Here is a 7,498-nt window from a genome sequence, read left to right as displayed (position 1 = left end):
CGTGTCCGACATCAAGGGCGGCAAGATCGAGTTCCGCGTCGACAAGCACGCCAACCTGCACTTCATCATCGGCAAGGTGTCCTTCCCGGACGTCTCGCTGGTGGAGAACTACGCCGCGGCGCTCGAGGAGATCCTGCGGCTGAAGCCGGCCTCCTCGAAGGGCCGGTACATCGCCAAGGCGTTCGTCACCACGACGATGGGCCCGAGCATCCAGCTCGACCAGAACAAGACGCGTCACCTCACCGAGGAGGACGACGAGTCCTGAGCCCAGCCGCTCGCAGCGAGGCCCGGTCCCCCCCTGAGGGGACCGGGCCTCGCTGCGTCCGGAGCGCGGGTCCGGAGCGCGGGTCCGGAGCGCCAGCTTCGGTGCCGCGAACCCGCGGTGCCCGCGATGTCACAGACCGCCGACCCCGCGCTCCTGAGGGGGTGACCCGCCCGATCCGGCGCCGCCCCGCCGGGGCGTGCGACACGGGTCGGGGTCCGGCGATGCGGGAGAGGTCGATGCGGTGCACCATGTGGTGGTGGTCCGAGGCGGCGCACGCGCACGGGCCGGACGACCCGGGAAGGGCGCAGGGCGATGACCCCCACGGCGGACGGGACGAGCGACCTCGGCGTCGCCACGCCGAGCCTCGCTGCGCGGGCCTCGGCGGCGCTGACTGCCTACCGCGCCGGTGCCACCGCACCCCTGGGTGAGCTGGTCAAGGAGCTCACCCCGATGCTGTGGCGCATCGCGCGAGCCCAGGGCTGCGAGCGCGAGGAGGCCGAGGACGTCGTCCAGGGCGTCTGGCTCGCCCTGGTGCGCAGCGCGCCGACCATCCGCGAGCCCGACGCCGTGCTGGGCTGGCTCGTGGTCAGCGCGCGCCGCGCGGCGTGGCGTGTCGTGGCGCGTCGCCGTGAGGACGACCGCCGGACCACCCAGCTGCCGGACGCGGAGCTCACGCCAGGGCGCGAGCTGCGCTCGGCCGAGGCGCCCCCGGACTCCTCCGTGCTCACCGCGGAGCGTGACCGCGCGCTGTGGCGGCACTTCCTCGAGCTCCCGGCCCGCTGCCAGCAGCTGCTGCGCTTCGTGGCCACCGCCGACCGCCCGGACTACGCGGCGATCGCCGAGGCCACCGGGATGAAGGTCACCGCCGTGGGGATCACCCGGGGACGGTGCCTGGCCAAGCTGCGCACACTGCTGGACGACGACGAAGGGTGGCTGGGGGCATGAGCCGGGAGTACTCCGCCGACGAGGCCGTGGACGCGACGGACCTGGCGCTGGTCGCCGACCTGGCGCGCGTCCTGGACCGCGTGGACCCCATGCCGCCCGGCATCGTCGACCGCGCGCTCTTCGCGCTGACCCTCGAGGGCCTGCACGCCGAGCTCATGGAGCTCGCCTGGCTCGAGGAGCCGACGCTGGCCGTCCGCGGTGAGCAGACGGTGCAGGCCAGGACGATCACCTTCACGTCGGAGCAGGTCACCGCGATGATCACCCTGTCGGTGAGCCCGTCCGGCGGTGTGCGGGTGGACGGCTGGATCGCCCCGGCGACCGGCTTCGACATCGAGCTGCACCGCCCCGCGGGGGTGCTGCACGCGCGTTCGGACGACGACGGCGCCTTCGTGCTGCCCGACGTCCCGCACGGTCCGGCCGGCCTCGTGCTGCGGCGGTCGGACGGCACGGGCCCGGCGGTGAGCACCCCCGTCATCGAGCTGTGAGCCGCGGTGGCGGCACGTCGGGGGCGGGCACGGGTCAGGCACGGCGTGGGCACGGACGGCCCGGGCGGGCACGGTCGGGACAGGGACCAGCGAGAGGGAGCACATGAGCCAGGACGCGGTGCGCAGGCCGGTGGGGGACAAGGGCCCGGAGCGGGGTGACCAGGAGGCGCCCGCCACGCTCGGCTGGCGCATGCGCACGCTCGACCCGCTCACCGCGGTGCGTCGTGCCGGCGCCCCGGCGCCGGGGCCGACCACCTACGTCGCGGACCGGGTGCTCGTCCGTGGCGTGCTCGCCGATGCCGCGCCGGACCTGTCGGACCTCGCCGAGGCGGCGGCGAAGCGCGGCTGGAGCATCGCCGTCGAGCCGCGGGACCTCGCCGATCTCGCCCTCGTGCGCCAGGCGGACCTCGGGCAGGACGTCGTCGCAGGCCTGTCCGACGCGTTCTCCTTCGGGGTGCGGCTCGAGCCCGCGCCGGGGACCGCGTCGGCGCCGCCCGACGCCTGGGAGCTCGTCGAGGCGCTCGGCGGGCGTTCGGCGACGGCCGGTGCCGGGCTGAGCCTGGACCATGTGCTCGTCGCGTCGCCGGGGCCCTCGATCGGTGGCACGCCCTACACGCAGCCGCACCCCTACACCCAGCCGCACCCCTACACCCAGCCGCACCCCTACACCCAGCCGCACCCCGCCGCGGGCATCGGCGAGTACGGCTCCGCCGGCTCGGGCGGACGCAGCCCGGTGGCGTGGGTGGGCCCGTCGCCGGCCCGTCGCCACCGCGCGGGCGAGACCGTGAGCCGGACGGCGAAGGGTCTCGACCGGCCCGTCGTCGCCGTCCTGGACACGGGCACGGGCACCCACCCGTGGCTGGGGGACGACGTCGTCGTGCGCAACCCCACGGTGCTCGGCGTTCCCATCGGTCCGTACCCGGCTGCGCACCCGTCCGCCGGTGACTCCGAGGTCGGCGGCATGGCCGGCAACCCCCTCACGGGTGGGCTCGACCCGGCGTCGGGGCACGGCACGTTCATCGCCGGCCTGGTGCACCAGGGCTGCCCGGACGCCGTCATCCTGTCCGCCCGGCTCTACGGCGGCGAGGGGGCGATCCCCGAGTGGGACCTGCTGAGCGCGCTGCGTCGGCTGCTGATCTTCCACGTCCTCGGCCTGCACGGGCGGACCGGCTACCACCCGGTGGACGTCCTCAACCTGTCGCTCGGCTACTACCACGAGCGTCCCGAGGACGCGGCGTTCGACCAGCCCTTCGCCCGGAGCCTGGCGGCGCTGGCGCGGCACGGCGTCGTCGTCGTGGTCTCCGCCGGCAACGACGGGGACCCGCGGCCGCTCTACCCCGCGGCCTTCGCCCCGCTGCTCGACCTCACGGCCACGCCGCCGGCACCGCTGCACCCCGCGGCGCTGAGCGCCGCAGAGCTCCCGGTGCTGACCGTCGGCGCGCTCAACCCGGACGGGACCACGGCGCTGTTCTCCAACGACGGGCCGTGGGTGACGTGCCTGCGCCCCGGCGCGGCCGTGGTGAGCACGCTGCCCACCACGCTCGACGGCTCGGTCGCGGCCACGCGCGACCTCGCCGGCCGGCGCTCGGGGGAGCGTCGCGCGACGATGGACCCGGACGGCTTCGGCGGCGGGTTCGGGGTGTGGAGCGGCACGTCCTTCGCCACGCCCGTGCTGGCGGGCGAGCTCGCGGCTGCGCTGCTGGCGCGGCGCGAGCAGGTGCCCCCGCCGGCCCCGGGCGGGTCGTGGGCCGACGCGGTGGCCGCGCGGTGCACCCTGGGCTGGCAGGCCGTCGCGGCGACCACGGGTCTGGCGCCCGGGTCGTGAGGCATCCCGCTCCGCCACGGGCGGGGCCGGCGCGACGGTGGGGAGGGCGATGACCGCGACCCGGGGGCTCGCCGGTGCCCGTAGCGCGCTCGAGGCCGGCCTGGCGCACAACGCGGCAGGTCGGCCCGCGCGCGCGTCGGGCCGGTTCCGGGCGGCGCTGAGCAGGCTCGAGGACGCCGCACCAGCCGGCGCGTCCGAGGCTCCGCCGGACCGGGCGGCCGACCGCGTGCCCGACGAGGCCGCGTCGTACGTCCGCGCGCGCGCGCTGCTCGGTCTGGTGATGAGCGACTACGAGCTGCGGGCCGACGTCGCCGCCAGCCGGGCGATGCTCGACGCGGCCGAGCGCAGCGCGCGAGCGGCCGGGGCGGCCGCCGTCGAGGTCGCGATCCACGGCCAGCGGGGGCTGCTGTGGATGCGGGCGGGTGACGTCGATGCCGCGCTGCGTGAGCTGGACCGCGCCGTCGCACGCCTGGCCGACGCCGAGCCCGTCGACGCGTGCGTGCTGCTCCTCAACCGCGGCACGCTGCACCTCGAGCGCGGCCACCTCGGCCGTGCCAGGGCGGATCTCGCCGGGTGCGCCGAGCGGGCCGAGGCGATCGGCGACGGGCTGCTGACCTTCAAGGCCCGGCACAACCTCGGCTACCTCGAGTTCCTCGAGGGGGACCTGCCGGCCGCCCTCGCGGCGATGGCCGACGCCGCGCGGATCGACCACGGCGCGTCCCCGGCTGTCGCGCTGCTCGACCAGGCGCAGGTGCTGCTCGAGGCGGGCCTCACCACGGAGGGAGATGCCACCCTCGGCCGTGCGGCCGAGCTCTTCGCCGCGCACCGGCTGACCCACGACCTCGCGGAGGTCGAGCTCGCGAGGGCGCACTGCGCGCTGCTGGCGGGGCGGTCAGCCGACGCCCTGCGCTGGGCGCGCGCGGCACGACGCAGGTTCGTCCGGCGGGGCAACGTCGCGTGGGCGGCGCGGGCCGACCTCGCCGTCGCCAGGGCGCGGCTCGCCATCCTCGTCGCGGCGGACCCGCCCGACCCGGCTGCGCTCGGGCGGCTGGCCCGCCGGGCCGAGGCGCTCGGCCGGCGCGTCCGGGCGCGGCGTGGCGGGGGTGCTCGCGAGACCGGCCGGGTCGCCATGGTCACGGCTGCCGAGGCGTGGGTGGCCGCGGGGCGGCCCGAGCCGGCTCGCGCCGCGCTGCGGGCCGCCGGCCGGCTCACAGGGCGCGAGTCGCTGTCCATGGCCGTGCAGGTCCGCGTGGTCCGGGCGCGCCTCGCCTTCGCCGCGGGGGAGCCGGCTGCGGCCCGGCGGCACGTGCGGGCCGGCCAGGCGATGCTCGCCGAGCACCGCCGCCAGCTGGGCTCCGTGGAGGCCGTGACCGCCGCAGCGCTGCACGGCGGCCGGCTGACAGACGCGGACGTCGCCGCCGCGCTGGATCGCGGGGACCCCGCCGACGTGCTCGAGGCCCTCGAGCGCGGCCGGGCGACGTTCGCCGGCCCGGCCCGGGTGCGCCCGCCGCAGGACCCGACCCTCGCCGAGCTGCTCGCCGAGCTGCGCCAGTGCCTCGAGCGCGAGCGGCTCGTCCCCCCGGACGGCGGCGACGCGGCGCTGGCCGAGCGCGACGCGCTGCGCCGGGAGGCGGCCCGGTTGCGCGCGCTGGCCCGCGAGCGGTCGTGGCGGCTCGGCGACGGGACGGGTGCCCCGACGGCGCCCACCGCGCGCGAGGTCCGGTCGTCCCTGGCCGGCCCGTGGTCCGACGGCGGGCCGACCGTCGCGGACTACCTCGTGCACGCCGGCGGGGTGCACGTCGTCGTCGTGGACAGCTCCGGTCTGAGCCTGCGACGGCTGGCCGGTGCCGAGGAGGTCGACGAGCTCGCCCGCCGCCTGCGTGCGGACCTCCAGGTGCTCGCCAACCCGCTGCTGCCCGCACCCCTGCGGACGGTCGCGCGGACCTCGTTGCGCCGGGGCCTGGGACGGCTCGACGCGTTGCTCGTCGCGCCGCTGGGGTGCGACGGGTCGCTGCACGTCGTCGCGAGCGGCGCCCTCGTCACGCTGCCCTGGGGTCTGGCGCCGTCGCGGGCCGGCCGGGCGACGAGTGTGAGCACCCGGCTGACGGTGCCCACCGGCACGGGGCCGGAGCGCCCGCCGGGGGTCGTCGCCCTGGCCGGGCCGGGCCTGGTGCACGCCGAGGCGGAGGTCGCCGCCGTGGCGCGCGCGTGGCCCTCGGCGACGCCACTGGTGGGCCCCGCCGCCGACTGCGCCGCCGGCGCCGCAGCCCTGCGCACGGCCGGCGTGGTGCACCTCGCGACCCACGGCCACCACGAGGCCGACAACCCGCTCTTCTCCTGGGTCCGGCTCGCCGACGGGCCGCTGTTCGCCCACGAGCTCGAGGGCGCGACGCTCGTCGGCTCGGTGGTGGTGCTCTCGGCGTGCGAGGTGGGCCGCGCCACCGTCCGTCCGGGGGGTGAGGTGCTCGGCCTGGCCAGCGTGCTGCTGCGGCTGGGCGCCGGCGCGGTGGTCGCGGCGCTCGCCCCGTTGCGCGACGACGTCGCGGCCCGGGTGATGCCCGCCCTGCACGGGCACCTCAGCGCCGGGGCGAGCCCGGCCCGGGCGCTCGCGGCGGCGTGCGCCGGCACCGACGAGCCCGTCCCGCTCGCGTGCTTCGCTCCCACGCTCGCCCGCGACGGTGCGTAGGTCCCGCCGCGCGCTCCCGGCCGCGTCCGTGCAGGTCACCGGGCCGTCACGCCCGCGGATGCGGCGGGCGGAGCGCTGTCCTCGAGGCCGACCACGCCGGGCTACCGGACCAGCGCGCCAGCAGGCGCGCCGGACCAGCGCGCGGTGAGCTCCGTGACCTGCGCGGCGTAGGCCCCCGCGGCGAGCACGGCTGCGGCCCCGGTGCCCTGGAGCAGGGTGAGCCCGTCGGGGCCGCCGGCGGGGACGTCGTGCCCGGGCGCAGCGAGGTCGGCGTGCAGGCTGCAGCCGGGCAGCAGCCCGATCGCGTCGTGCCCCGTCACGGCGACCACGCCGGTCACCGAGGCGGGGAAGGCCAGCACGTCGGGGCCGAGGTCACCCGCTGCCGCGAAGACCCGCGCCCCACCGGCCACCGACGCGCGCAGGGTGGTCGTGACCCGTCGGCCCAGGTGGTGCCGTCCGAACGGCAGCACGATCACCGCGGCGCGCCCGGCCATCGCCCAGCGCACGGCGCGCGCCACGACCTCGTCCACCCAGCGCCCGTCGCAGTCGAGCACGGGTGCGACGAGGAGGTCGGCCGCGGGCACGAGCCCGCGCACCTGCGCCGTGCCCTGGCCGACGAGCAGCGTGGCGTAGGACGTCGAGCGCCCCGTCCGGCCGGTGCCCGCGGTGCCGAAGGTGCCGTCGGGGGCCTCCGGGCAACGGGGCCCGGCCCAGGTGCGCACCCGCGCCCCGCGCAGGTCGGGGTGGGCCAGGTCGACGGGTGCGTCGAGCAGGGCGATCCGCACGCCCGCCCCGGTGCCGTCCCGGGTCGGGGCGGGGCACGGCGCGAGCGGCACGGACAGCCTCGGCCGTCGGCCGGCCGAGAGCCACGCTGCGCAGTCGACGACGGCGGGCGCGGCAGCCGTCGGGGCGGGCGCTCCGTCGCGCACCGCCGTGACCTCGACGGACGTTCCCGCGCCGTCGCGCACCGACACGCCGTCGACCGCGGTCGCCCGGGTCACCGTCGTGCTCCCGTCGCGCGTGCGCCGTCCCCCTGCGACGGCGATGGCGCCCGGGCTGGACGGCGGTGCGGGCTGGCCGTGACGGGTCGAGGCATGGGCGCTCCCTGGGCTCGCGGGCCTGGCGGTGGCCCTTCGCCCCTCCAGAGCGTGGTGTGGCCCGTCTGTGACATCCGGGGACCTGCGGGGTCCCTGGCCGTCGGTCGGTCGGCATGACGATTTGGCCCCCGGCCCCACGGCGCGTACCCTGATCACGCCCAAGACCGCAGGTCGTCATGCCGCCCCTCCCGGGAC

The 7,498-nt window shown here is 78.0% G+C and carries 5 protein-coding genes and 1 pseudogene; 5 read left to right on the top strand and 1 reads right to left on the bottom strand.

What is annotated here, in order from left to right; translation table 11 throughout:
• From PKY62_RS11220 to PKY62_RS11200, 5 genes and pseudogenes are all read left to right on the top strand, one after another.
• Positions 1-265: pseudogene (locus tag PKY62_RS11220) on the top strand (50S ribosomal protein L1); the annotation flags it as partial.
• A 312-nt stretch (positions 266-577) separates the two neighbouring features.
• Positions 578-1,210, top strand: coding sequence for an RNA polymerase sigma factor (locus PKY62_RS11215; protein ID WP_324536979.1), 633 nt, complete (start codon positions 578-580; stop codon positions 1,208-1,210).
• Positions 1,207-1,695 carry a hypothetical protein gene (locus tag PKY62_RS11210; protein WP_324536977.1) on the top strand — a complete coding sequence of 163 codons (489 nt, stop codon included), beginning with the start codon at positions 1,207-1,209 and terminating at the stop codon, positions 1,693-1,695. Before PKY62_RS11215 ends, PKY62_RS11210 begins: the two co-directional genes overlap by 4 nt.
• Positions 1,696-1,798: 103 nt before the next feature.
• Positions 1,799-3,520, top strand: coding sequence for a S8 family serine peptidase (locus PKY62_RS11205; RefSeq protein WP_324536975.1), 1,722 nt, complete (start codon positions 1,799-1,801; stop codon positions 3,518-3,520).
• Between the two features lie 49 nt (positions 3,521-3,569).
• Positions 3,570-6,206: a CHAT domain-containing protein gene (locus PKY62_RS11200; protein ID WP_324536973.1), complete on the top strand. Its 2,637-nt coding sequence runs from the start codon at positions 3,570-3,572 to the stop codon at positions 6,204-6,206.
• A gap of 101 nt (positions 6,207-6,307) precedes the next feature.
• Here the strand turns inward: PKY62_RS11200 and PKY62_RS11195 are convergent, their stop codons facing one another.
• Positions 6,308-7,207 (bottom strand): S8/S53 family peptidase, encoded by a 900-nt coding sequence (locus PKY62_RS11195; protein WP_324536971.1) that lies wholly within the window; start codon positions 7,205-7,207, stop codon positions 6,308-6,310.
• Between the last annotated feature and the right edge of the window lie 291 nt (positions 7,208-7,498).

The organism is Actinotalea sp. (genome assembly GCF_035443605.1).
Lineage (GTDB): Bacteria > Actinomycetota > Actinomycetes > Actinomycetales > Cellulomonadaceae > Actinotalea.
Note: the sequence above shows the minus strand (reverse complement) of the source record. Positions and strands in the feature narration are given on the sequence as shown.

Coding starts and splice junctions, on each gene's coding strand:
- PKY62_RS11215 (WP_324536979.1), top strand. CDS start 578: ATGACCCCCACGGCGGACGGGACGAGCGACCTCGGCGTCGCCACGCCG.
- PKY62_RS11210 (WP_324536977.1), top strand. CDS start 1,207: ATGAGCCGGGAGTACTCCGCCGACGAGGCCGTGGACGCGACGGACCTG.
- PKY62_RS11205 (WP_324536975.1), top strand. CDS start 1,799: ATGAGCCAGGACGCGGTGCGCAGGCCGGTGGGGGACAAGGGCCCGGAG.
- PKY62_RS11200 (WP_324536973.1), top strand. CDS start 3,570: ATGACCGCGACCCGGGGGCTCGCCGGTGCCCGTAGCGCGCTCGAGGCC.